This window comes from Mucilaginibacter sp. (genome assembly GCF_039921305.1).
GTDB lineage: Bacteria > Bacteroidota > Bacteroidia > Sphingobacteriales > Sphingobacteriaceae > Mucilaginibacter.
The window spans coordinates 112,517-138,014 of sequence record NZ_JBDSCA010000079.1 but is presented as its reverse complement, the minus strand read 5'-3'; the positions used below and the strand labels follow the sequence as shown (position 1 = coordinate 138,014).

Below are 25,498 nucleotides of genomic sequence, written 5' to 3'. Positions count from 1 at the left end.
AACTATCACCCATGAACTACGAACCTTTTATAACGCTCCCGCCTTGATCTCATCCACCACACCCGGATCTAATAGCGTAGACGTATCACCTAAATTAGAAGTATCGCCTTCGGCTATCTTCCGCAATATCCTGCGCATAATTTTACCGGAACGCGTTTTTGGCAAGCCGCTCACAAACTGAATTTTGTCTGGCCTGGCAATAGCGCCAATAATGCGTGTTACCGTCATCATGATATCCTTACGGGTCAGTTCTTCATTATGTCCTCCTAAATCCGGACAAACCACAAAGGCGTAAACACCCTGCCCCTTTATATCATGCGGGTAACCCACCACGGCCGATTCCACTACAGTCGAGTGCATGTTAATAGCGTTCTCTACCTCGGCAGTACCAATACGGTGACCGGATACATTCAGCACATCATCAACACGGCCTGTTATCCTATAATAGCCATCTTCATCGCGCAAGCAACCGTCACCGGTAAAATACATATCCGGGTAAGTAGCGAAGTAGGTGGTACGGCAGCGCTCGTGGTCGCCATAAGTAGTACGCAACATTCCCGGCCAGGGGAACTTGATGCACAGGTTTCCGCTTACGCCGTTACCTTCTATAACATTACCTTGTTCGTCTACCAAAACAGGCTGTACTCCAGGCAAGGGTAAAGTAGCATATCCCGGCTTGGTTGGTGTGATACCTGCTATTGGCGATATCATTAAACCACCGTTTTCGGTTTGCCACCAGGTATCAACTATAGGGCAGTTCTTTTTGCCTATCTTTTCGTCAAACCAGTGCCAGGCTTCCTCATTAATAGGTTCACCTACCGAACCCAATTTCTTTAATGAGCTTAGATCCTTCCCCTCAACAAAAGAGTCACCAAAGCTCATCAACGAGCGGATGGCGGTTGGGGCAGTATATAATATATTAACCTTATGTTTGGCTACAATATCCCAAAACCTTCCGGCATCGGGCCAGGTTGGTATCCCCTCAAACATCAGCGTAGTTGCACCTTGCGATAACGGACCATATACTATGTAAGAGTGACCGGTTATCCAGCCAATATCGGCAGTACAAAAATAAACCTCGCCTGGGTTGTATTGAAATACATTAGCGAAGGTATAACCTGTATACACCATATAACCGCCACAGGTATGTACCACACCCTTAGGTTTACCGGTTGAGCCGGATGTATATAAGATGAATAACATATCCTCGGCATCCATTTCTTCGGCCGGGCAATCTATGTTACCTTGGGTTTCTACTTTTTTAATTTCATCTTCCCACCAAACATCGCGGCCTTTTATCATAGCAACCGGGGTGCGGCTACGGGTTAAAACAATTACGCGTTTAACGGATGGGCACTGAACCAAAGCATCGTCTATCACATTCTTCAACGGAACTTCCTTAGTACCGCGGTAACTGCCATCGGCAGTAATAACAACTTCGCACTGCGCGTCAATAATCCTATCGGATATAGACTGCGCCGAAAAACCACCGAATACTACCGAATGTATGGCCCCTAATCTGGCGCAAGCCAAAACCGCTATGGCCAATTCAGGCAGCATAGGCATATAGATACAAACCCTGTCGCCTTTTTTAACGCCATTGTTTTTAAGCACATTGGCAAACTGGCAAACCTTGGCGTGTAATTGTTTATAGGTTAGTACGCGATGATCTTCTGTCGGGTCGTTTGGCTCCCAGATGATGGCCGGGGTATCACCATTTTTTTCAAGGTGGCGATCTAAGCAGTTCTCGGTGATATTAAGTTTCGCTCCCTGGAACCATTTAATGTTTGGCTCTTTAAAATTCCACTCTAAAGTTTTGTCCCACTTTTTGCGCCACTGGAAGTTTTCGGCAATGCCATCCCAAAATTTTTCAGGCTGCTCTACACTTTGTTTATAAACTTCTTTGTACTCGTCAAACGATGATATTTTCAAATTCATTATAATAGGTATGTTTGGTGCGGTTAAATTACAACTTATAGGCTAAAAAACCCTCAAAAAAGTTGATTAAAAAGAATTTGAAAATATTTACACAACACTATTGTCTTATTCACCTAAAATCCTGATATTTGCAAACTCTTTAAAAAAAGGGGTTTATTAAAAATTGATCAGTCATGTCAAGAATTTGTGATTTAACAGGAAAGGGCTCTATGAATGGGTTCAACGTTTCTAACTCTAACGTTAAAACGAAACGTAGATTTTATCCTAACCTGCAAACAAAAAAGTTTTACATACCAGAAGAGGATAAATGGATCACTTTAAAAGTGTCTACCGCTGCTATTAAAACCATCAGCAAGAACGGTATAACCGCTTGTATTAATAAATTTGTTAAAAAAGGATACATATAACATTTGGTAATTAGTTATTTGTTATTGAGTTGCTGAGTTTATTCAAATTCATGTCGCTCAGATCAACCGATAACTTAATAACCCAATAACTCAATAACCAACAAGGCAATGGCAAAAAAAGGCAACAGAGTTCAGGTAATATTAGAGTGTACAGAGCACAAAACCAGCGGTATGCCGGGTATGTCTCGTTACATCACTACCAAGAACAAAAAAAATACAACTGAGCGTTTAGAATTAAAAAAATTCAACCCGGTTTTACGTAAAGTTACTGTTCACAAAGAGATCAAGTAATCACCAAATAATACGATAAGAAAATGGCAAAGAAAGTAGTTGCAACCCTGAACACTGGTAAGGGTAAAGAATATTCAAAAGTGATCACAATGACTAAATCACCTAAAACTGGTGCTTACTCATTTAAAGAAGTGATTGCTCACAATGATGCTGTTAAAGATATAATTGCAGCAAGCAAAAATTAATATTTTTATAGCTCAATAAAAAAGCCGTTCCGTTTTACAGGGAAGGGCTTTTTTTGTTAATTAGAATTTCAGAATGGGATTATTCGATTTTTTTAAGAAAAAGGAGAGCACCCCGCAAGAGCAGGAAGCCCTTGATACTGGTTTAGAAAAAACCAAGGAGAATATCTTTTCAAAGATCTCCAAAGCTGTTGCCGGTAAAACTACCGTTGACGATGATGTGCTTGATGAATTGGAAGAGATATTGGTAACATCCGACGTGGGTGTGGCCACCACCCTGAAAATTATCGACCGTATACAAACCCGCGTTGCCCGCGATAAATACCTCGGTGCATCCGAACTGCAAACCCTCCTTCGCGACGAAATTCAACAATTACTATCCGAAAACAACAGCAACGATTTTCAAAGCTTTGAATACGGCAACCACAAACCCTATGTAATTATGGTGGTTGGTGTTAACGGTGTAGGTAAAACAACCACTATTGGCAAACTGGCGCACAAGCTAAAACAAGCCGGTAACAGCGTAGTATTAGGTGCAGCCGATACATTCCGCGCGGCAGCGGTTGATCAGATCCAACTTTGGGGCGAGCGTGTCGGCGTGCGTGTTGTAGCGCAGCCCATGGGTTCCGATCCTGCCTCGGTAGCTTTCGACACCTTAAAATCTGCCGTAGCCAATAGCGATGATGTAGTCATAATTGATACCGCTGGCCGCCTGCACAACAAAGTGAACCTGATGAACGAGCTCACCAAGATCAAAAACGTAATGCAAAAGGTTATCCCCGATGCACCGCACGAGATCTTGTTGGTACTTGACGCATCAACCGGTCAGAACGCTATTGAACAATGCAAGCAATTTACCCAGGCTACAGACGTTAACGCTTTAGCATTAACCAAGTTAGATGGCACGGCTAAAGGTGGTGTAGTAATAGGCATATCAGATCAGTTTAAAATACCCGTTAAATACATAGGTGTTGGCGAAGCGATAAACGATCTACAGTTATTTGACCGTAAAGGGTTCGTAGACTCGTTATTCAAGCAATAATACAAAGCTTCGCCCCCGTGTCATTGCAGGGAACGAAGCAACCGCACGGTAGCATAGCAAACTCGCATAGTTCGCGATTGCTTCGTTCCCCGCAATGACAATTAGATAGAAACGAATGAAGACGAAATCGATAGATAAATCAATAATCATCAAAAAGCCCCGTGTAAACGTGGTTACCCTCGGTTGCTCAAAAAATACGTACGACTCCGAAATACTAATGGGTCAGCTACGCGGCAACGCTTTTGATGTAGTGCACGAAGCCGAAAAAGTAGGTAAAGACGATATCATTGTAATCAATACCTGTGGCTTTATTGATAATGCCAAGCAGGAATCTATCGACACCATTCTACAATACAGCGAATTAAAAGACCAGGGTAAGGTGGGCAAAGTTATCGTTACCGGATGCTTATCCGAACGTTACAAACCCGAACTGGAAGCCGAAATAACTAACGTTGATGCCTTTTTTGGCACTAACGACTTACAAAATTTACTGCAAAGCGTAGGCGCTAACTACAAACACGAACTGATTGGCGAGCGTTTACTAACCACCCCGTCACACTTCGCCTACTTTAAAATATCCGAAGGTTGTAACCGCCCATGCTCATTTTGCGCCATCCCCTTAATGCGTGGCAAGCACCTGAGCACACCAATGGAACAATTGGTTAAGGATGCTGAAAATTTAGCCAAACAAGGCACTAAAGAATTGGTGGTAATTGCTCAGGATTTAACCTATTATGGTTTGGATCTATATGGCAAACGTAACTTAGATGAGCTTTTACGCAGATTATCCGACGTAAACGGTATCGAATGGATCCGCCTGCAATACGCGTACCCTTCCGGTTTCCCAATGGAGGTTTTGGATGTGATGAACGAGCGTAGCAACATTTGCAATTACATGGATATGCCATTGCAGCACATCAGCGATAACATGCTCAAATCAATGCGCCGTGGTATCACCAAGCAAAAAACCATTGATATTGTGAATGCCATCCGCGATAAAGTGCCTGATATTGCTTTCCGCACCACACTAATTACCGGTTATCCGGGCGAAACACAGCGCGATTTTGAAGAAATGGCCGAATGGGTTGAAGAAACCAAGTTCGACCGCTTGGGTTGCTTCACTTATTCGCACGAAGAAAAAACACACGCCTATCAATTGGTTGATGATGTACCTGATGAAGTTAAACAGGAACGTGCCGACGCCATTATGGAAATTCAGCAAGGCATCTCTTTCGATAAAAACCAAACTCGTATTGGTAACACTTACAAAGTACTCATCGATAAAAAAGAAGGCGATTACTTTGTAGGCCGTACCGAATATGATTCGCCCGAAGTGGATAACGAAGTACTCATTGATGCCAGCAAACACTACGCAACCGTAGGCAGCTTTGTGAACGTAAAAATTGATACCGCCGAAGATTTTGACCTTTATGGACAAATTGTAAAATAATTTATAGCGCACTGCTATTTAACTTATTGCTTATAAATTTGCTGCCCATGTACCACGATTGTATAAACTACGCCCAAACCGGCTACTTCTCCAAAACTATCATTAGTTACCTGGATAACGCACCCGAGTTAAGGCCATTTTACAATCACCGGCCCGATGTGGATGGTTTTAAACAACTCATCCAAACTAAAAAAAACACTCCCGGCAGGCAAGTTTTAGTTGATGTTTTAAAGGAACAGTATAGTCAGTTATCAGTTGTGAGTGGCGAGTTGTCAGTTGCCGTGATGGATAATATTGAATCCCTTCGCAACGAAAATACCTTTACCATTACCACCGGGCACCAGCTTAATATCTTTACAGGTCCCTTTTATTTTATTTTTAAGATAGCTTCGGCCATAAAATTGTGTAAGCAGTTAAAGGCCGGGTTTCCCGATAAAAATTTTGTGCCGGTTTACTGGATGGCTTCCGAAGATCATGATTTTGCGGAGATCAATCACACCAGCGCAGGTGGCAAAAAAATACAGTGGGATCTGGACGCGGCCGGAGCAACCGGTCGCCTAAATACTAAAACTATCCGCGAAGCGCTCAACCAATACAAGGGCGTTTTAGGCACACAAGGCAGTGCAAATGAGTTAGCAGAGATCGTTGAAACGGCTTACTCTAAATTCACCAATCTTGCCGATGCTACCCGTTACATGGTAAACGCGTTGTTTGCCGAATACGGTTTGGTGATTATTGATGCCGACGATGCACGCTTAAAACAACTCTTCGCCCCTATTATGGAGCAGGATATAATTGGTCAGCATAGTTTTAAAAACATATCGGATAGCAATGCCGCTCTGCAAAAACTGGGCATACATATCCAGGTTAATCCGCGCGAGATCAATTTCTTTTACCTGATTGACGGCTTACGCGAACGCCTTGTTTTTGAAAATAACATTTACGAAGTACTCAACTCCAATATCCAATTCACCGAAGCCGAATTGCGTACCGAAATAAAACAGCATCCCGAAAGGTTTAGCCCTAACGTTGCCATGCGCCCCCTTTACCAGGAGGTGATACTGCCAAACTTAGCCTACATAGGCGGCGGTGGTGAATTGGCCTATTGGTTTGAGTTGAAAAGCAATTTCGATTTTTACGGGGTTGATTTCCCTATCATTATCCTGCGTAATTCAGGTTTGATCGTACCCAAACAAACGGCTGCCAAGATCAATAAATTGGGCCTAACCACTGCCCACCTGTTTAAAAGTGCTGATGAATTAAAAACCCAATGGGTTAAACAACACAGCAACAATAATCTTAGTCTGAAAGAAGAATGGCAGCAATTGCAAGTCGTTTTTGATAGCATCAAACAACATTCCGCACAAATAGACGCTACGCTTGCGCCATCAACCGAAGCCATACAAGCCCGTTTAAAACACGCCATTGATAACCTGGAGCGCAAATTTGTTAAAGCCGAAAAACGCAATTACGATACGCGACTATCTCAAATAGACGCCATAAAAACCGACCTGTTCCCCGGCGGTGGATTGCAGGAACGTAATGAAAATTTCGGGTTGTTTTATGTGAAGTTTGGCAAGCAATTAATTGCTGAACTGGTTGATAAATTTGAGCCGTTGGAGTTTAAGTTTACGGTGTTAACGGAATAAATAAATTAAATACCCATATTTACCCATGTATCTCAACGCGTCATTGCGAGGTACGAAGCAATCCCTAGACTGTACAGAGCCGCTCTGTAAGTCCGATTGTCCTAAAGAGATTGCTTCGTTCCTCGCAATGACGTGTGGTAAAAACATCTACTATCCATGATCATCTCCGAATCCACCCTCCGCACATTCACTCAAAATATATTCCTGGCTATGGGTTGCAGCGACGAGCATGCGCAACTTGCTGCCGATGTTTTGATCCGGTCGGACATGCGGGGCATTGATTCGCATGGCGTGGCCCGTTTAAGCGGCTATGTGAGGCTTTGGGAAAAGAAACGCATTAACCCCACTCCCAATATCACCATCGTACACGAAACCCCAACCACAGCTACTGTTGATGGTGATGCCGGTTTAGGCCTGGTGGTTGCACCTTATGCTATGAAAATAGCTATCGAAAAAGCAAAAACTTATGGTTCTGGCTGGGTAGCAGTGCGTAACTCTAACCACTTTGGCATATCAGGTTATCATGCACTAATGGCCGTTGAGCAGGACATGATCGGCTACGCCATGACGAATGCCAGTCCGCTGGTTGCGCCTACTTTTAGTAATGAGCGGATGTTGGGAACCAATCCCATGTGTTACGCTTTCCCGGCAGGTAATTATCCGCCTGTTGTTGTTGATATGGCAACATCGGCAGCGGCTAATGGTAAATTAGAGATAGCCCAGCGTGCAGGCAAACCCGTACCCGAAGGATGGATACAAGACGGTGAGGGTAACTTCACTACCGATCCGCACGCTTTAAAAAAAGGAGGCTCCCTGCTCCCACTTGGCAGCGACCGCGAACATGGCAGCCACAAAGGTTTTGGCTTAAGCGCCACGGTTGATATATTATCGGCAGTGCTATCAGGTGCAAACTATGGCCCCTGGGTGCCGCCATTTGTTTCGTTTTTAGAACCGCCTACTGATCCGGTTGGTTTGGGTATCGGTCACTTTTTGGGTGCGATGCGTGTAGATGGTTTCCGCCCGGTTGATGAGTTTAAATCACATATGGATAACTGGATCAGCCGCTTTAAATCGGCTAATAAAATTGATCCCGGTCAAGGCGTAATTATCCCAGGTGAACCGGAGCTGGAAGCAGAAAAGGAACGTATTATAAGCGGTATACCTCTGGTTGATGCGGTTGTTACCGATTTGAATGAGCTGGCAGATCGGTTTGGATTGGAAAGAATTCAATAAAAAGCGTCATTGCGAGGTACGAAGCAATCCCTAACTGTACAGGGCGAATTTGCATAGCCGCTTTGCTAATCGGGGATTGCTTCGTACCTCGCAATGACGCGATGGTTAATAGCTATATTAAGCTTAATGTATTCCTCTAAATAACCTGCTCCAGCGTATTTTGTGCAGGAATGAACCTTCATCATCCCAGCTCATCCAGATAAACAGAGCCTTACCCACGATATGGTCTTCGGGAACAAAACCCCAGAAACGGGAATCCAATGAATCGTGGCGGTTATCACCCATCATCCAATAGTAGTTCATTTTAAAGGTATAGGTACTGGTTTTAGCACCATTGATAAATACCTCGCCATTTTTCACTTCTAATTTATTACCCTCGTATATTTCAATAGCGCGGGCATATATAGGGAAGCTCAAGCTATCCAACTTAACTGTCCAGCCTTTTTTAGGAATAATAATGGGGCCGTAGTTATCCAGATTCCAGTTATATGTAGGATATTTATCACCCAATTTATATTTCGGATTGAGTACAAAATCACGGTTATCCAACGGATAAACCGGGCCGTACTGATCAACACCCTTAGCCTTAATATTAGGTACTACCGATGTTACGTTCGAATATGTTTTTAACGTGGCCGCGGCATCTGCGGTCATGGTATAAAGCGGGTTATTTTCATATAAGGTCATGTTCAAATCCTCGGCCGCTTTTGGGTTCAGCATTGAGCTTAAGGTTACGTTGTAATCTATCTGCTCGCCCGGAGGGTTTGGCATAGCTTTACCATTTACGTAAACCTGCGCGTCAACAACACTTAAGGTATCGCCGGGAGCACCCTGGCAGCGCTTGATATAATTTTCGCGCTTATCAACCGGTCGGCTAAGCGGCGAATCGGCATCCATTGGGTAGTTGAATACTACTACATCTCCTTTTTTAACGTCGCTTAATCCCGGTAAACGGTAATAAGGCAATTTAACACCATCCCAATAAGCCTTGGTATTGAGCAATGGCATGGTATGGTGCGCGAACGGGAAGGCAACAGGCGTCATGGGTGTACGGGCGCCGTAGTTCACTTTACTTACAAACAAAAAATCTCCCACTAAAAGGGAGCGTTCCATTGATGGGGTTGGTATGGTATAAGCTTCTATAAATAAGGTACGTATTAAAGTAGCGGCTACAACGGCAAATATGATGGCTTCTGTCCACTCTTGAGTTGATGATTTTTTAATGCTTTTTTGATACTTTGCCTTAAACCCTTCGCTTGCTGAAGGACCTAAATATTGTGTTTTAGGGTCAAGACCCCATAGCGGAAGGTAGATAAATTGCAATAAAGTACCTTTAATAATATCACCAAAAGTAATTTTACCATATGATTTTATAAAATCAACAGTGATACCGACACCGACAATTACGCCAATACCGGGTATAATCAAAAGCAGAACCCACCATTTAGGTCGGCCGCTTAATTCTATCATGATATATAAATTATACAAAGGTATCAATGCTTTCCAACCAGGTTGGCCAGCTTTTTCAAACATCTTCCACAATCCTATGAATGGGAATACTATGAGTAAAAAAAAGACAATTACAAATCCTACTATATTCACTTTCTAAAATTTAAATTTTATTTACTTAAAACATCAAAATTAAACATATCAGCGGCACTAAAAAAGCCCTTTTTATGTTGGATCCATTCGGCAGCTAACACAGCGCCTAAAGCAAAACCATTGCGGTTGTGCGCGGTATGCTTAAACTCTATACTGTCTACTTCCGAATCGTATATAACGGTGTGCGTACCGGGAATGCTATCAATCCTTAACGACTCTATCAGCACCTGGTTAGGTTTTACTACATCATCAATGGCGTTGCCACTTTCTGGTTCCAGTACATTTACCCACTCGGTTTTATCGGCTATGTTATCAATAATACCTTCGGCAATGGTCATGGCTGTTCCACTTGGCGAATCCAGCTTTTGAGTATGGTGAATTTCTTCTACCTGCACATCATAGTACGGGTATTTATTCATCATCTTAGCCAACACCTTATTCAGGTGAAAAAAAACATTCACACCTACGCTAAAATTGGTGGCGTAAAGCAGGGCATTATTTGTGCTTAAACACTCATCTTTAATTTGTTGCAGTTGGCCGTACCAGCCGGTAGTACCAATAACAATAGGCACTTTAGCTTCAAAACACTTAGCTATATTACCCAATACAGAATCGGGTGTACTGAATTCGATGGCTACATCGGCCTTTTTCAGGTTTTCAACCGTTAAATCTTCCAGGTTGTTGTAATCTATTTTGAGTACGATATCGTGTTTACGGTCAATAGCTATCTTCTCGATAATTTTGCCCATTTTTCCGTATCCTAATAATGCTATGTTCATTTTAAAAAGAATGTGACTTTTAAAGAAGGTGTAAAGCTATAATTAAAATTTGAAGCGTAAACAGGCCCCGTTGCCGGATTGCCCATTAATGATGGTGTAACTTTAAAACTCAGATCGTTATCCATAGAATACGAGTGTGTAAACTTGGCATCAATATAAGCATCAATGGCGTTTACACCCCAAACCAATATAAAACCAAAAATACTCAGATCGCGGTTACGCCTTAAATTATCCTTATAATCGTATATGGTTTGATCTGCAATGTTGGTAATTGGCGAACCTTGATAATAGGGCAAAGGCTCATCCCCTATTCTGCCATGCGCGCGCCATTCCGATTCTTTTAAAAATACATTATAATCTTTACCATTCGAATAAATATTATAAGCCAGGGCACCTAAACCTCCGTAAATAAGGGGCAAACGCCACCATATACCATGCCGGTTATATATTTGCCCTAAACCCGGGAAAGATAAAGATTTGATAACCGCTTTACGCGGACTATGGGTACTATCGGGATGGTAAATTTTAAGCGATTTAACCGTGGGTTTAAAAGGCTTTGATGTAATAGAATCGCGGTGGGCATTTAATATATCATTCTTACTACGCTGTTTGGTGGTATCGGCAATTTGGGCCTTAACCCCAACAAATGCGAGCAAAAAAGCAATTAGAAACAGGTATTTATGCATGCTTACCAATCCAACATTTCAAGAATACGGCCCAGGTCGTTTTCTGATAAAAAAGGAATTTCTATTGCACCTTTACCCTGATCGCCAATTTTAACCTTTACACGGGCGCCAAACCTGGAAGCCAGATCGTCTTGTATTTTTTGCACCTGGAACGATAAGCCAGCAGGTCTTTTCACTTCCTTTTTTTGTGATTGATTCTGTATCTCACGCGCAATCTCTTCAACTTTACGAACAGATAAACCACCCTGCAAAATTTGCTGATGAATGAATAGTTGGTTAACCGGATCGGCAATGGTAATTAACGCCTTAGCATGGCCCATTGTTATACGGCCATCGCGGATGGAAGCCTGTATAGTTGGTGGCAGTTTTAATAAGCGTAAATAGTTGGTAACTGTTGAGCGGTTTTTGCTTACGCGCTCGCTCAATTCATCTTGCTTTAAGCTGCACTCGTCAATCATTCTTTGGAAACTCAGAGCCACCTCAATAGCATTTAAGTTTTCACGTTGAATGTTTTCTATCAGCGCCATTTCCAGCATTTGCTGGTCGTTAGCCAGGCGAATGTAGGCTGGTATAGTTTTCAGGCCTGCCAGCTTTGACGCCCGTAAGCGGCGTTCGCCGGATATTAATTGGTATTCGTGGCCACTTACCTTACGTACAGTTATAGGCTGTATTAAGCCTTGTAGCTTAATGGAATCGGCCAATTCAAGTAAGGCCTGCTCGTCAAACTCGGTACGGGGCTGAAATGGGTTTACCTCGATCTCGCTAATGCGGATCTCATTAACCGAGCCCATATCATTAACCTGCGGACTGCTTTCAACTTTAGTATTGCTACTATTGTTATTGTTCCCGGTAGGCCGCGTATTCGGAATTACATCTGCAGAATCATTTAACAGTGCACTTAATCCTCTTCCTAATGCGTTTCTTTTTTCTGCACTCATTTATTCTATAGTTGCGGTATCTAAGTTGGCTTCGCTTTTAGTGAGGCCGTTGTTGCTGATAATTTCGCGGGCCAAATTCAGGTAATTGATGGCGCCTTTGCAATTAGCATCGTGCATAATTACCGATAAGCCAAAGCTTGGAGCCTCGCTTAAACGGGTATTACGTTGGATGATGGTATCGAAAACCAGATCTTCAAAATGGGTTCTAACCTCTTCTACAACCTGGTTTGATAAGCGTAAACGCACATCGTACATGGTTAATAAAATACCTTCTATCTCCAGTTTGGTATTCAAACGGTTTTGAACAATTTTGATGGTATTTAACAGTTTGCCCAAACCTTCTAATGCGAAGTATTCGCACTGTACCGGTATGATAACCGAATCGGCGGCAGACAAAGCGTTAATGGTAATTAAACCTAACGATGGTGAGCAATCAATGATGATGAAATCATAATCGTCGCGAATTTTAGCCAATACGCCGCGCATTTTGTATTCACGGTCGGTAAGGTTTATCATTTCTATCTCGGCACCTACCAGGTCAATGTGAGCAGGTAGCAGATCAAGGTTAGGGGTATCCGTTTTTTGGATGGCATCGGCAGGGTGCACATCGTTAATGATACACTCGTAAATACTATTTTTAATATTGCGCGGATCAAAACCAATACCCGAAGTTGAGTTGGCCTGCGGATCAGCATCAACCAATAGTGTTTTGAACTCCAATACAGCTAAACAAGCAGCCAAATTGATTGATGATGTAGTTTTACCCACACCGCCTTTTTGATTAGCTAAAGCAATAATTTTACTCATTTGTTATGTTATAATTTATTGACCAGCGAAACAAACCGGTGCTATATTAACGAACATTTATGTGCAACTATATAAAACACGGGCTAAATAAAGTTGCATTGGTTATCACCTAAAACTGAAAACAAAAGCCGGAATATAAATTACAGGCAGAATTTTATAATTTCGTGGTGTTTAAACCGGGTTAAAGATACAAAATTAAACAATTCTGTAATCCACACCTAACACTAACTTACAAACAAAAAACATACATGGTAACTATTATTGCCGGTACTAACAGGCCCGGAAGCTCCACCCTTAAACTGGCAAATTATTACCAAAAAGCATTAGCCAAAAAAGGCATTGAAGCCGGAGTATTATCGTTAACAGAACTACCCGATACTTTAATAGCCAGCGACCTGTTTGGCAAACGTAGCGAAGCCTTTGCCCCTATTCAACAACGCATAACCGCTACCGATAAATTCATTTTCATTATCCCCGAGTACAACGGCAGTTTCCCCGGTGTATTGAAGGTTTTTATTGATGCCTGCACCTTTCCGGATAGCTTTTACGATAAGAAGGCGGCTCTGGTTGGCCTGTCATCGGGCAGGTATGGCAACATCCGCGGCATTGAGCACTTTACAGGGATCTGTAATTACATCAACCTGCATGTAATGCCACTTAAAATCCATATCACATCGGTTAAAGGCGAGATTGACGCGGATGGAAATTTGACCAATCCGGAAACGATAAAATTTACGGATGAGCAGATTGATAAGTTTATTAAATACTAAGCTATCCGGTAATCTGTCTGGCACCTTCGCCCATTTAAGCGTCCATGCCTGAACGGGCGTTATTCGATGTTAAATCTATTTCTACCCCGTTATTTGTCTGGCCACTAAAAATGCAGCTGCCGCGGCCAATGCACCAATAACAACCACTTTAAGCGCTCCGTTAACCGGATTTTGCCCCGTTACTTTACTCTTAAAGTACCCAAAAACAAACAGGCATATCAAGGTAATACCACACGAGTAATATAGCGCCATTTGCGAGTTACTGATGAAAAAGTACGGCGATAACGGAATGATACCACCAACTATATATGAAAAACCTATGGTGATGGCGCTTTGGGTAGCACGGTTGGCTTCGGGTTTTTCAAGGCCCAGTTCGTAGCGCATCATAAAATCAACCCATTTATCTTTGTCTTTAGCCATTTCATCGGCAACCTGGCGTTGCAGGGTTGGTGATAAACCAAAATCGGCAAACACCTCCATTACTTCGGTCTTTTCCTGCTCGGGTACACGCTCAACCTCCTCGTACTCGCGCTGCAATTCTGAGCTGTAGTGGTCGGCTTCGGTTTTACCGGCTAAAAAACCGCCTAATCCCATGGCAATGGAACCAGCCACTATTTCGGCAATACCGGCGGTAACAACAATGGTTGATGAGTTAATGGCCCCGCTTAACCCAGCGGCCAACGCAAAAGGAACAGTTAACCCGTCGGACATGCCGATCACAATATCGCGGATGGTATCAGAGCTTTTGAGGTGGTTTTCGTTATGCATTGTTAAAGGTAAACAGGTTTAGGGGTTACCACAATAAATAAATCAGTTTAGTATTAGTATTGATACACAGCCGCTGCTTCACAAACAAAAAACCCAACCAGCAGTTACTATCAAACTAAATAAATTGTTACTTAATGAACAAGCAATTATTAGCCCTAATATTTATTACCACAATGCTTGCGGGCTGCGCACAAAACAAACCTGCCGACTATAGTAAAACGAGTGTAGCAACAAGTGTGGGTACCATTGAATTGGCTGCACCACATGCCACAAAATCAACCACTACTTATTGCGATGTGATTGGCTGGGATAATAAAACCCCTGTTGCGCCGGCTGGTTTTAAGGTGAGTTTGTTTGGCAATAACTTAACCAACCCGCGCAATATTTATGTGGGCCGTAATGGCGATGTATTTGTATCAGAAGCCAATACCGAAGTTGGGGTTATCAAACGGATAGGCGCGGCTATCATCGGCGTAAGCAAATCGCAATACTTAGGCAAAAGCAAAAACGACATTGTTTTATTTAGAGAGATTAATGGTAAACCTACCAATATGGGCGTATTTTTAAGCGGACTGCATCAGCCTTACGGGATGCTTGTTTGGCGGAATTGGTTTTATGTGGCTTGCACCGATGGTTTGTGGGCCTACCCCTATCACGCAGGTGATACTAAAATTACTGGCGCGGGTAAAAAATTATTGGACTTACCCGCCGGGGGCTATAACAACCACTGGACACGCAACATTGTTGTAAGCGGCGATAGCTCACACATTTACATCTCGGTAGGTTCGGGTAGTAACGATGGAGAGCATGGAATGGATAATGAGAAAAGGCGTGCCTGTATTTTACAGATCAAACCTGATGGCAGCAACGAGAAAATATATGCCAGTGGTTTACGTAACCCCGCGGGCATAGCCATCAACCCATTCAATTACGAAGTTTGGGCTTCGGTTAATGAACGTGATGATCTGGGCGACGAGTTGGTTCCCGATTATTTAACCAGTGTTAAGGATAGCGCATTTTATGGCTGGCCCTACGCTTATTTTGGCCAGCACGAAGACCCTAACCATAAAGGTGAACGGCCAGATCTGGTTGCCAAAACCCTGGTTCCGGATGTTTCTTTGGGGGCTCATACAGCATCGTTAGGGTTAACTTTTTATAAATCCAGAACCTTCCCTGTAAAATATTACCGTGGCGCGTTTGTTACGCAGCATGGATCGTGGAACAGCTCAAAACTGGTGGGCTATAAAGTTTTGTTTGTCCCTTTCAATCACGGGAAACCGGGTAAGCCCGAAGATTTTTTAACCGGCTTTATTGCCGATGCTGATAAACATGAGGTACATGGCAGGCCGGTTGGTGTTGCTGTTGCCAAGGATGGCTCGCTGCTGATAGCCGATGATACATCAAACAGCATATGGAAAGTTAGTGTAAATCCTTAATTACAATTATCTTCCAGCTTTCACAAAGTCTATATTTACGCCTTTAAACCTATTTATGTTTTACAGGCCTTATTTATTGCTGCTCCCGTTTATTTTTTTGCATTTACCATCCATCGCGCAAAAGCGGGATACCAGTAAATTGGATACCAATAAACATTTAAACGAGATTACCATCAGGGGCTACCTTTCCGAAAGGCCATTGCTCAATATCCCGGCATCAGTTGGGGTTTTAAGTAATCAGCAGTTGGGTTTACAGCCGGGTAATTCGTTGGTTACGGCTGTTAATACTATTCCGGGAGTGCGGATGGAGGAACGCTCGCCGGGGAGCTATCGCTTGGCTATCCGCGGCAGTTTATTGCGATCGCCGTTTGGGGTGCGGGATGTAAAGATCTATTTTGATGAGATACCTTTAACCGACGCGGGCGGCAATACTTACCTCAACGCTATTGATGTAAATAACATATACAGCATTGAAGTTTTAAAAGGGCCCGATGGCAGCTTGTTTGGCGCCAACTCCGGCGGGGTAATGCTCATCAACCCGGTTAATAAATATGCGGATAGCAACAGCGTATCCATTGGTGTTAATGGTGGCTCGTATGGATTGTTTCATCAGTATGGTTCGGTTCAAAATAAAGCGGGTAATAACTTGTTAAACATTAGCGAAGCTTATCAAAACGCTAATGGCTTTAGACAGAACAGCGCTATGGAGCGCAAGTATATACAACTGATTGACCAGTTAAATTATGGGCAGGATAACAAAGTAAAAGCGATAGGTTTTTATTCGGATATGAATTACCAAACGCCGGGTGGGTTAACGCTTGCGCAGTTTCAGACTGATCCGTCTTCGGCAAGGTTGGCTACTAAGGCTACGCTATCCGCCCAGGATTTAAAGGCGGCTATTTATAGTAAAACGTTTTTTGGTGGTTTGGTTAACGATGCGCGTTTAAGCAGCAATTTGCGTAATGTGGTTACCATTTTCGGTACCCATGTTGACTTTACCAATCCATCATTCACTACTTATGAGCATCGTAACGAAAATACTTTTGGCGCACGTACTTATTTTGAATTATCGGGCCAACCTAAAACCAACTTTAGCTGGAAAGCAAATTTGGGCGGCGAGTGGCAGCAAACCAATTCGGATATTAATAATACTGATAATAACCGTGGCGAGCCAGGTAACCCACAAACGCACGATTTGATCCATACTACGCAGAGTTTCATCTTCGCCCGTTTTGAGGCGCATATCCTAAAAAAACTGAATATAGAAGCGGCTTTAAGTTTAAACAATTACCAGTACCAGTTTGAAGGTATTTACCCCATAGCCCAAAGCAATTTTACTAAACGGCCCTTTGATGAGGAGTTGATGCCGAGGCTGGCCTTATCTTATAACGTAACTAATGATTTCATCTGGCGGGCATCGGTTAGTCGCGGGTACTCTACTCCTACTACGGGCGAGGTAAGGCCTACTGATCATATTATCAACCCATCGTTACAAGCCCAGGATGGTTATAATTACGAAACCGGCTTTAGGTTGCGCAGTAAGGATGAACGCCTTTTACTGGATGCCTCGGTGTTTTATTACCGCCTGAACAATGCCATTATTCAATTACAACATGCTGATGGCACTACCTATTACACCAACGCGGGCGGCACTAACCAGCCTGGATTGGAGCTTTATTTTACGGGATGGTTAATTAAGCAAGGCGCAAGGGATTTTATTAAAGGTTTGCAATTTAATCAGAGTTATAGCTATAACCAATTCACCTTCCGGGATTACAGTAATGCCACTACCAACTTTTCGGGAAACGATCTAACTGGTGTACCGAGGCAGAATGTAGTAAGCAGCTTTTATGCTTTCCTCCCAGAGCGGTTGTATGTATTTACCCAATATAGCTTCACCGGAAAAGCGCCACTTGACGATGCCAATACAGTTTATGCCGCTGCCTACCATTTACTGGAAGCCAAAATTGGATGGCATGTTTCATATGGCAAAACACAATTTGAGCTTTACGCCGGTGCGGATAATCTATTAAACCAACATTATAGCCTGGGTAATGATTTAAATGCCGCTGCAGCACGGTACTATAACCCGGCGGCTTTGCGTAATTATTTTGGCGGGGTTAATGTGAAGTTTTAAAGTTGTCATTGCGAGGTACGAAGCAATCGCGAACGATACAGGGCGAACTTGTATAGCTGCCCGGCTTCCGTGCGTTTGCTTCGTTACAGCAATGACAGAAAATTGTCTACACCGAAAACTTGATCCACCCCTCGCCCTCATATCCAAAAATAAATTGTTTTGGGTTGATGATCTCGGCCAGTATCTCGATAGAATCTATTATTCTCGGGCCGGAACGGTTAAAGTATTGGTTGCCATCGGTAATGTAGAGGCGGTTGTTTTTTACGGCTTTTAGTTCGTCAAATCCCGGCAAGGCCAATAAAATACTCATCTCTTTCATGCTGCGCTCTATGGAGAAACCACAGGGCATTACTACAATAATATCCGGGTTTTGCAGCCTGATATCGTCCCAGTCAACATAAGGTGAATGTTTCCCGGTTTGGGTTAAGATGGAGCTGCCACCTGCAATATCAACCAGTTCGGGAGTCCAGTTACCGGCCAGCATTAACGGTTCTATCCATTCTATACAGGCTACGGTGGGTTTATCGGTAATAAATTTGAGTTTGTGGCGGATGATGTCGATACGCTCTTCCATTAATTCGATCAACAAGTCGCCTTGTTGTTTTGCATCCAGTTCGGCGGCTATCAGTTTAATATCGGCAAAAATATGATCGAGGTTGTTGGGTTCTAATGATATGATCTCCACTTCTTTTTCCAGCAGGTTTTCTAAAGCCTCTTCAACATCCTTTAAGCTTACGGCGCAAACATCGCATTGGGTTTGGGTGATCACAACATCGGGATCAAGGCTTTTAATAAGCTCTTTGTTTACGGTGTAAATGGAAAGTGCGTGGGTTAAAGTTTCTTTTACCAGCTTGTCTATTTCTAAACTACTTGAGCCGGGCATAAATTTGGCTTCGGAACAAATGGGCAAATCTTTTACCGTGTCGGGATAGTCGCACTCATGCGAGCGGCCAACCAGGTTTTGTTCAAGGCCCAGCGCGCAGATGATCTCGGTGGCGGCGGGTAAAAGTGAAATGATCTTTTGGTTTGTCATTATCGGGCAAATGTACAAATCTGCGGCAAGCTATCTTAATCCCATTATAAACTGTTTACCTTTGGGTGATGCTATTTTTAACCTTTATAATAGGGCTGGCGGTAAACTTTGTGGGCTACGTACCGCCCGGAAACATCAATTTAACGCTGGTGCAAATTGCCATTAACCGTGGTTTAAAGCAAGCTCTGTACTTTATTTCGGCGTTCTCGTTCATCGAATTCTTTTTTACCTGGTTTATTATTCACGCGGCAAACTGGCTAACCGGGCAGTTAAAACTGGATATTATTATTGACTGGGTGATGATCGTGCTCTTTTCGGCATTAGCCATAATAACCTGGCTTAACCGCAAAAAACCGCCAACGGCTGATTATTCTAAATACGACAGCTTAAAATATGGCATCATACTGGGTTTTATTAACCCTATGCAAATACCTTTCTGGATGATTTGCGGAACGTATTTAATTGCTCACGGTTGGATATTGACGGGTACTTTGCCGCTTATTATTTTTAGTTTAGGATCGGCAGCGGGTGCATTTTTGTGTTTGTTTATTTACTCGCGGATGGCGAATTATATACAGCGCAGGTTTGAGTTGAGTACTCAGGCTATCAATACTTGTATAGCGGTTTTGTTTTTCGCTTTCGCGCTATATCATATTATTAAACAAGTACTTCCCTTGCTTTTAAAATAGTTTGTGCTTCCAGCGGAAGCGAAACATAAAATTTACTACCTATATTTTCTTTACTCTCCATCCAAATGCGGCCTTTGTTGAGTTCGATAAAATCCCGGCAGATCTTTAGTCCGATACCCGTTCCTTTTTCGTTGGCTGTACCCAGGGTGGTGTGTGATGTGAACGAGAATATTTTAGCCTGGTCTTTTTCTTTGATCCCAATGCCGGTATCTTCTACACAAATAACAATCTGTCCATCTTTTGTATAACTGCTGATGCGGATAGTGCCATTATCGGGCGTAAACTTAATGGCATTCGAGATAAGGTTACGGAGTACGATCTTGATCATTTCCATATCGGCATGAACTATTGTATCCGGCTCTATATCATTCTCAATACTGATGTCTTTTTTATCTACAATAGAATCTAAATTCTTTAAATTTTCTTCGGTAAGCCCGCGCAGATCAAACGCTAAGGGATTAAAGTTGAAGCCTTGTAATTGGTTTTTAGACCAGATGAGCAGGTTATCCAATAATTCGAGCGTGTGCATGATGCTGCTTTTTACGGTAGGGGTTAAAACCGACATTTCCTGATGGTTCATCTCGCCGGCTTCCCACAGATTGAGCAGGCCAACTACCTGTGTTATTGGACTGCGAAGATCGTGCGAGATCACAGAAAACAGCTTATCCTTAACCAGATTATTATTTTCGAGCACCTGGTTTTGCTCGTTAATGATCTTGTTTTTATCGTTTACCTGGTTATTGATACGGAAGAGGTAAACCGCGCCTACAAAAATGATAATGAAACCAATGATCAATACAACTTCGATAGTGTGTTGCTGATTAATGATGGCTTCACTCCTTTCCTCTTCTATTTTTAAACGCTGGTTTTCGGCAATACGTTTTTGCGAGTCGAACTTGATCTGATAAAGCGCTACCAGTTGGTTTTTATTTACGTTGATCAAGCTATCATCTAAGCGGGTATATTGCGAGTAGTTTTTGAGCGCCGACTCATAATCGCCTTTCACAGAATCGAGCAGGTACATGTTGTAATAATTCTGGCTCAGGTATTCGGCATTGCCCAGGTTAGTGGCAATGGCCAAACTTTGATCAAATACTTTTCGGGCCTTATCATACTGCCTCAACTTATAATAAATTTTACCCTGCAAAATGTAAATATTGGCTAAATCGCGAGGTTTAAAGTTATCGCTTGTATTGTGTATGGCTAAAACCTGGTTACAGTAATCCATAGCCAGTTCATACTTTTCTTCTTTGAGGAAAACGGATGCCAAATTGGAGTAAGCAGCAACAATTCCGTTCGATATTTTGTATTTCACAGCCAGATCAAGGGCTTTTGTATAGTAATCTTTGGCTTTACTAAACTGACCAATAGCTTCGTAAGCGTTACCAATGTTACCGAGTATGGTACTTTTAGCCGTTTGATCGTTAGAAAACTTAGCCTCATCATAAGCTTGTAACAAGTAGTTCAATTCCTGATGATGATCTTTGATCACGCCGTAGTAATACCCCATATTGTTTAACACTTTCGCACTGTTCAGCCTCTCACGAAGTGATATAAATATGCCGAGAGATTTGTTAAAATAATCAAGCGCGGTAGGATTGGCATTATCGGCAAGGTAACCAAGTCCCAAATTTTTGTAGGCAAAGGCCTGCCCCCTGGGGTAGTTTAGTTGTGTTGCCAGTTTTAATGCTTCGGAGCCGTATAGCCTAAGGTAACTTAGCTTAGTATTGTAATAACTGAGAGATAGCTTATTGAGTGTAATAACACGGTTTGTATCGGTCCCCGGATAGTTTTGAAGAACTTTTTTTAAGCTATCGATATCGTGTTGCTGGCTATAGCCCGGTTGGTACGGATATAAAGCTATAAAAGCAATAAGCGCACTTATATAAAGGCCCTTTAAACGTATACTGTTAGTTAAAATAGTAATTTTCAATACAATTTAAAATATGGCATTGTACGGTATTTTACCCAATTTGGTTACATACCCAATCAATGAGTTAATTAAAAGTTAAGATAAGATTATTATTCGAAAGCAGAAATTTCTTGCTGGTCGTTTTGTTTAAGCAGGCGGATAACCTGTATAAACCGATGTTTATAACGCTCATCCATATTGCTGATGGTAACACCGTGTTCTTTACCGGATGTGGAGTGGATAAAGGTTACCCCGCTTTCCTGGTTACTCATCATAATGGCAATATGGCCTATTCTGCGGCTGCGTTTGCTGGTACCTGTAAATAGAATGATATCGCCCGGTTTGGCATCAACCAGCTTTATCTTTTCGCCTACGCTGATAAATTCGCATGATGAACGCGGAACATTAAAATTAAAATTTTTGAATACATAGCTTACGAAGCCCGAGCAATCAAAACCGGATACAGGGCTTGACGAAGAGGAACGGTACCGGGTACCAATTAATGTTTGGGCAAAACCAAGTAAATCATCGGCACAAACATCGTTGGTGTTTAGAGAAGTATTATCGGTTTTTGCTTTGTGTGACCTTTTTATTTTACCTGCATAGGTGGGGTTTACCAACAGCAATGCGCTGCATAAAAAAACTATTCCAAAAACTGCCAGGTATTTCCTCATTTTAGAATTAGCAAGATAGATACTAATCTGATCCCGACATAACCATTAAGCTGCCAATGTTTCCACAAAGCGGTGTACTTATTAACATTATTTTGTTTTAACACGATTCTTTTTATTGATATTACAATATTAAACTCAACAAATCTCATAAATTTATTAAGCCGACAGTTATCAATAAATCAAGCAGTTAACTAAAAAGAAATACATTATCTAAATGTGGACAAATAGTATAAAAAGACCAGTACGTCAGTATTTTTTATATGACCAATATGGCTTATTTTAGCGGAAAGTTAGGTTTAGTATAGTAAACAGATCAGTAATTTATTATTTGATATTTTATTATACATACCTACTAATAACGTTTTAACTAACCCCCTAAACTTTAACTATGAAAAAACCCTTACTCGGTTTATTATTGGTGCTGCCATTGCTTGTTTCGGCACAGCAAAAAATCAAATCAAAAGCTTCGGCACCTCAAAAACAAGAAGACATCCTTTACAGCAAACCGCTATCATTACAACTACAAGCCGGAACACAAGGCGTAGGTGCCGATTTACGTTATGGCTTATTCAAACGACTATCATTACGTGCCGGAGCCAGTTTTATTCCTGTATCTAAAGATAACCTGATTACCTTACCAGGTTTTAAATCAGACAACACAGCCAGCATCAATTTTTACAATGCCCACCTTTTGGCCGATTTTGTTCCGTTTAAAGGAATGCGCGGTTTTAGATTGGTAGGTGGAGCAGCCTATTTATATAAGGCCAGCGGAGCTTTAGCGGTTACACCTGTGGGCAACTATACTTATGGCAACAGTACGTATACCCCTGCAGATATTGGTACTTTAAACATGGATGTATCATGGAAGGGTATCGCACCATACGCAGGTATTGGCCTGTTTAAAAGTTTCCCTAACCACTTTTTTAATTTCAATTTAGATTTAGGCACTTATTACCTAACACAGCCAAGCACGCATGTGGTTGGTACCGGCGTACTAAGCCCGAACAACCAGCTTGAACCACAGTTTAACGATAACTTGAAAGAGTACCGCTGGTTACCTGTAATACAATTGAATTTCAACTTCAGGTTAAAATAAGAATCTGTAAGCATCACATACAAATCAAGATCATAATCAATGAAAAAATTATATACCCAAAAAAAATTTTCAAGGCTGGCTATCGTGCTGATATCGTGCATAACGGCTTTATCCCTATTATTATACGCTTGTAAAAAGCCAACGGACGGCATTAAAATACTGTTGGATTCGACCTCATTATTTCCATCGCCAACGCTTGTAAAATTCACCAATGCCGATACCATATCCAATGGCCAGTTACCCGCCAGTTTCGCGGTAGCGATAAGCGGACCAGGTGCCAAGTATGTGCAAATGGCATCGGGCGGTACGGATTTTAAGGTTACAAGCGGTTTACTATCATTAGCCTTAACTAAAGATGCACATGCATCAGTTACCAACCCAATCACTTTTACTGTTACTGCAAGCCTTACAGGTTATGCACCTATAACACAAAATATCACCATCACTAAAAACGACTTATCGATTTACCCGGTAAAGGTGCTTGAATATGCTCATCCGCCGGTTGGTACTACAGTTTTGTCGGTTGAAAATAATGGCTTAACAGCAGGCGCGTTAACATCGGCATATGCTTTAACCACGTCTAAAACTGCTACCATGAACGAGCAAGCTACCATCACCTTTGCAGCAGGTACGCAAATGCAGGATGCCAATGGTGTAGCTTTGGGGGGTACAAAATTACTATCAAACATTGTACAATATGGTACCGGTACAGATGCATCAATGCAGGCGTTTCCGGGTGGTTTAAATGCCCCGCTAGCTTACAAGAGCGATAATACACAAATTGCAGGCGGTGTTACCTTTGTTACCGCCGGTTTATTGCAAATGAATTTAGAAGCCAGTGGAGTACCTGTTAAAAAGTTCTCGAAACCGGTATCAGTTAGTATCGAGTTGAATAGCAATATGGTAAACTTTGCCACATTCGCTACCATACAGGTTGGCGATAAAATACCGGTTTGGAGCATGAACGAAACCACCGGGCAGTGGACCAACGAGCTTGACGCGACTGTTGTATTGGACGGCAACGGACGGAAAGCGGCCCAGTTTTCAATCAATCACTTATCATGCTGGAATTTGGATTGGAGTTATGGTGCCAACTTTGGTACTTACACTACCTGCACCAACACCCTATCTGTTACGGTTAACCCAAGCGACCCGGCTTTTAAAGGCGGCCCTTATGAAATTACGTTGCAAACGCCATCCGGTCAATATCTGGGTGCTCTGCATAGTGCAACCATATCACAGGGTTTTGTGGCTACTTTCCCATCGGTACCTAATATTCCGCTGGCTAAAATTGTGGTTAGCGGCGGTATACCATATGCCAGAGTACAGAGCAATACGTTTAGCCCATGCGGAGCAGGCGGCGTAACAGTTACAATGCCTGTGGGTACCAATAACCCTATCAATGTTAATATAGATATTAAAGGAATATGCAGTGGTAAGGATATTGTTATTTTACCATCTGCAACATTTGAGCTGTATCAACAAACAGGTGGTTCAATAGCACAAGGTACAGGTATTTTTGCCGATGCTGGAACTTTCTAGTTAAACAATGGCAAGGGTGTAACCACCTTACAGGTTGGCAAGCAGTATTATTTTGTTACGGTATACAATGGTACACAGTATAAAACGGATCCGTTCTCGGTTAGTAAGTCGGATATCATTATCCCATCAACCAGCAGCGCTTTACAAGCATCGGCTACTTATGATGCCACTACAAACTCGCTGAATATTGTAGGTACTATACCTGTAAACTGTAACTAATTCAGAATATATTTTAGTGTAATTTATATGGAGCCGGGCTAAAATAGCCCGGCTTTTTGCGCAATATGGGCTATATTTTGTATCTTTGTATGAACGTGGTACAGAGCTTCTTTGGATTAAATAACAAGGAGCAACATCAAAAACCAGTGATCAATGAAACCAGACCGATCAGTGGCTGGTATAAAAAACATCTCACTTTATCCCCCTTTTTTTGGGAG

The 25,498-nt window shown here is 42.3% G+C and carries 23 protein-coding genes; 13 read left to right on the top strand and 10 right to left on the bottom strand.

The features are described 5' to 3' along the window. Positions 1–27: 27 nt before the first annotated feature. Positions 28–1,938, bottom strand: coding sequence for an acetate--CoA ligase (gene acs, locus ABIN91_RS23080; protein ID WP_348053982.1), 1,911 nt, complete (start codon positions 1,936–1,938; stop codon positions 28–30). A 173-nt stretch (positions 1,939–2,111) separates the two neighbouring features. On the opposite strand from acs, the gene rpmB reads away from it, so the two are divergent. The 7 genes from rpmB to ABIN91_RS23045 all read left to right on the top strand — a co-directional run bounded on the left by rpmB (position 2,112) and on the right by ABIN91_RS23045 (position 8,192). Further along, positions 2,112–2,345 (top strand): 50S ribosomal protein L28, encoded by a 234-nt coding sequence (gene rpmB, locus ABIN91_RS23075; RefSeq protein ID WP_008505040.1) that lies wholly within the window; start codon positions 2,112–2,114, stop codon positions 2,343–2,345. A 108-nt stretch (positions 2,346–2,453) separates the two neighbouring features. Continuing rightward, positions 2,454–2,636: a 50S ribosomal protein L33 gene (rpmG, locus tag ABIN91_RS23070; RefSeq protein WP_022830075.1), complete on the top strand. Its 183-nt coding sequence runs from the start codon at positions 2,454–2,456 to the stop codon at positions 2,634–2,636. Positions 2,637–2,659: 23 nt separating this feature from the next. Further along, a complete protein-coding gene (locus ABIN91_RS23065) occupies positions 2,660–2,821 on the top strand; it encodes a DUF4295 domain-containing protein (protein WP_348053981.1) in 162 nt (53 codons plus the stop codon). Between the two features lie 73 nt (positions 2,822–2,894). Further along, positions 2,895–3,860, top strand: a complete 966-nt coding sequence (gene ftsY / locus ABIN91_RS23060; RefSeq protein WP_348053980.1) for a signal recognition particle-docking protein FtsY — start codon at positions 2,895–2,897, stop codon at positions 3,858–3,860. Positions 3,861–3,975: 115 nt separating this feature from the next. Beyond that, positions 3,976–5,310 carry a 30S ribosomal protein S12 methylthiotransferase RimO gene (gene rimO / locus ABIN91_RS23055; protein WP_348053979.1) on the top strand — a complete coding sequence of 445 codons (1,335 nt, stop codon included), beginning with the start codon at positions 3,976–3,978 and terminating at the stop codon, positions 5,308–5,310. Between the two features lie 47 nt (positions 5,311–5,357). Beyond that, positions 5,358–6,959 carry a bacillithiol biosynthesis cysteine-adding enzyme BshC gene (bshC, locus tag ABIN91_RS23050; protein ID WP_348053978.1) on the top strand — a complete coding sequence of 534 codons (1,602 nt, stop codon included), beginning with the start codon at positions 5,358–5,360 and terminating at the stop codon, positions 6,957–6,959. A gap of 156 nt (positions 6,960–7,115) precedes the next feature. Further along, positions 7,116–8,192 (top strand): Ldh family oxidoreductase, encoded by a 1,077-nt coding sequence (locus ABIN91_RS23045; protein WP_348053977.1) that lies wholly within the window; start codon positions 7,116–7,118, stop codon positions 8,190–8,192. Positions 8,193–8,315: 123 nt separating this feature from the next. Here ABIN91_RS23045 and lepB read toward each other — a convergent pair whose 3' ends face one another. The 5 genes from lepB to ABIN91_RS23020 form a co-directional block, all read right to left on the bottom strand. Next, complete coding sequence (gene lepB, locus ABIN91_RS23040; protein WP_348053995.1) at positions 8,316–9,725, bottom strand: signal peptidase I; 1,410 nt, start codon at positions 9,723–9,725, stop codon at positions 8,316–8,318. Between the two features lie 86 nt (positions 9,726–9,811). Next, on the bottom strand, positions 9,812–10,573 hold the full coding sequence (dapB, locus tag ABIN91_RS23035; protein ID WP_348053976.1) for a 4-hydroxy-tetrahydrodipicolinate reductase: 762 nt from the start codon (positions 10,571–10,573) through the stop codon (positions 9,812–9,814). Next, positions 10,570–11,259, bottom strand: coding sequence for a DUF5683 domain-containing protein (locus ABIN91_RS23030; protein WP_348053975.1), 690 nt, complete (start codon positions 11,257–11,259; stop codon positions 10,570–10,572). The genes dapB and ABIN91_RS23030 overlap by 4 nt, the downstream gene beginning before the upstream one ends. A gap of 2 nt (positions 11,260–11,261) precedes the next feature. Next, complete coding sequence (locus tag ABIN91_RS23025; protein ID WP_348053974.1) at positions 11,262–12,197, bottom strand: ParB/RepB/Spo0J family partition protein; 936 nt, start codon at positions 12,195–12,197, stop codon at positions 11,262–11,264. Further along, on the bottom strand, positions 12,198–13,004 hold the full coding sequence (locus ABIN91_RS23020; RefSeq protein ID WP_348053973.1) for an AAA family ATPase: 807 nt from the start codon (positions 13,002–13,004) through the stop codon (positions 12,198–12,200). Positions 13,005–13,252: 248 nt separating this feature from the next. Here ABIN91_RS23020 and ABIN91_RS23015 point away from each other — a divergent pair, with 248 nt between their 5' ends. Continuing rightward, on the top strand, positions 13,253–13,774 hold the full coding sequence (locus tag ABIN91_RS23015) for an NAD(P)H-dependent oxidoreductase (protein WP_348053972.1): 522 nt from the start codon (positions 13,253–13,255) through the stop codon (positions 13,772–13,774). A gap of 81 nt (positions 13,775–13,855) precedes the next feature. On the opposite strand, the gene ABIN91_RS23010 is transcribed toward ABIN91_RS23015, so the two are convergent. Beyond that, complete coding sequence (locus ABIN91_RS23010) at positions 13,856–14,542, bottom strand: VIT1/CCC1 transporter family protein (protein WP_348053971.1); 687 nt, start codon at positions 14,540–14,542, stop codon at positions 13,856–13,858. Between the two features lie 134 nt (positions 14,543–14,676). Here ABIN91_RS23010 and ABIN91_RS23005 point away from each other — a divergent pair, with 134 nt between their 5' ends. Together ABIN91_RS23005 and ABIN91_RS23000 are read left to right on the top strand one after the other, a co-directional pair. Beyond that, entirely contained in the window at positions 14,677–15,978 is a 1,302-nt protein-coding gene (locus ABIN91_RS23005; RefSeq protein WP_348053970.1) for a sorbosone dehydrogenase family protein, read from the top strand. A 55-nt stretch (positions 15,979–16,033) separates the two neighbouring features. Continuing rightward, a complete protein-coding gene (locus ABIN91_RS23000; RefSeq protein ID WP_348053969.1) occupies positions 16,034–18,115 on the top strand; it encodes a TonB-dependent receptor in 2,082 nt (693 codons plus the stop codon). 106 nt (positions 18,116–18,221) lie between these two features. On the opposite strand, the gene ABIN91_RS22995 is transcribed toward ABIN91_RS23000, so the two are convergent. Beyond that, entirely contained in the window at positions 18,222–19,148 is a 927-nt protein-coding gene (locus ABIN91_RS22995; protein WP_348053968.1) for a cobalamin-binding protein, read from the bottom strand. Between the two features lie 68 nt (positions 19,149–19,216). Here ABIN91_RS22995 and ABIN91_RS22990 point away from each other — a divergent pair, with 68 nt between their 5' ends. Further along, positions 19,217–19,837, top strand: a complete 621-nt coding sequence (locus tag ABIN91_RS22990; RefSeq protein WP_348053967.1) for a LysE family transporter — start codon at positions 19,217–19,219, stop codon at positions 19,835–19,837. On the opposite strand, the gene ABIN91_RS22985 is transcribed toward ABIN91_RS22990, so the two are convergent. Both ABIN91_RS22985 and ABIN91_RS22980 read right to left on the bottom strand, forming a co-directional pair. After that, the gene (locus ABIN91_RS22985) at positions 19,806–21,770 is read right to left on the bottom strand and encodes a tetratricopeptide repeat-containing sensor histidine kinase (protein ID WP_348053966.1); all 1,965 of its coding nucleotides are present in this window, start codon (positions 21,768–21,770) and stop codon (positions 19,806–19,808) included. The genes ABIN91_RS22990 and ABIN91_RS22985 overlap by 32 nt on opposite strands. A gap of 89 nt (positions 21,771–21,859) precedes the next feature. After that, positions 21,860–22,423, bottom strand: coding sequence for a C40 family peptidase (locus ABIN91_RS22980; protein WP_348053965.1), 564 nt, complete (start codon positions 22,421–22,423; stop codon positions 21,860–21,862). Between the two features lie 388 nt (positions 22,424–22,811). Here ABIN91_RS22980 and ABIN91_RS22975 point away from each other — a divergent pair, with 388 nt between their 5' ends. Both ABIN91_RS22975 and ABIN91_RS22970 read left to right on the top strand, forming a co-directional pair. Beyond that, entirely contained in the window at positions 22,812–23,519 is a 708-nt protein-coding gene (locus ABIN91_RS22975; RefSeq protein WP_348053964.1) for a hypothetical protein, read from the top strand. 39 nt (positions 23,520–23,558) lie between these two features. After that, positions 23,559–25,061 (top strand): hypothetical protein, encoded by a 1,503-nt coding sequence (locus tag ABIN91_RS22970; protein WP_348053963.1) that lies wholly within the window; start codon positions 23,559–23,561, stop codon positions 25,059–25,061. The last annotated feature ends 437 nt before the right edge of the window (positions 25,062–25,498 follow it).